This is a genomic window from Streptomyces capoamus (assembly GCF_014654935.1).
In the GTDB taxonomy this organism is placed as follows: Bacteria; Actinomycetota; Actinomycetes; order Streptomycetales; family Streptomycetaceae; genus Streptomyces; species Streptomyces capoamus.
Map to the genome: position 1 here is coordinate 1 of NZ_BNBF01000095.1, position 824 is coordinate 824.

Consider the following 824-nt stretch of genomic DNA (forward strand, 5'->3'; position numbering starts at 1 on the left):
CTGCTGCTGACGACCACCGCGACCCTGCCCGACCTGCCCCGCGACCTGGACGTCCCCACCCTCGAACTCGACGCGGCCGACGCGGACTTCGGGAACCTCGGCGACGGCGTGCCGACCGACGCCGAGCGTCTCCGGCCGCTGCGTCCCTCGCACCCGGCCTACGTGATCTACACCTCCGGTTCCACCGGCCGGCCCAAGGGCGTGGTGGTGGAGCACCGCTCGGTGGTGGACTACCTAGCCTGGACCACCGAGGCGTACCCCAGCTCCCGCGGGGCCGCCCTGGTGCACTCGCCGGTCTCCTTCGACCTCACGGTCACCACCCTGTACACGACGCTCGCGAGCGGGGGCTGTGTGTACCTCGCCGAGCTGGAGGAGAAGCCCGGTACCACGGAGCAGATGACCGGGCGTCAGGTCACCTTCCTCAAGGCGACCCCGAGCCACCTGCCGTTGCTCAACGCGCTGCCCGACGCCTACTCACCCGGCGAGGAACTGCTGCTGGGCGGCGAGGCCCTGGCTGGCGAGATGCTCACCCAGTGGCGCAGGGACCACCCGGACGCGGCCGTGCTCAACGTCTACGGTCCCACGGAGGCGACCGTCAACTGCGCCGAGCACCGCGTCGAACCGGGCGCCGAGCTGCCGCCGGGTCCGGTGCCGATCGGCCGGCCCCAGGGCAACGCCCGCCTCTACGTCCTGGACGAGGCGTTGCGGCCGGTGCCACCGGGTGTGGTGGGTGAGCTGTACATCGCTGGCCGGGGTCTGGCGCGGGGTTACCTGGGCCGTCCGGGTCTGACCGCCGACCGGTTCGTGGCAGCCGTGCACGGTGC

Annotated in this window: 1 protein-coding gene; it reads left to right on the forward strand. The window is 72.5% G+C overall.

What is annotated here, in order from left to right:
* Positions 1-824 (forward strand): AMP-binding protein (locus IE312_RS37945; RefSeq protein WP_189986837.1); only part of this gene is annotated, 824 nt, incomplete at both ends.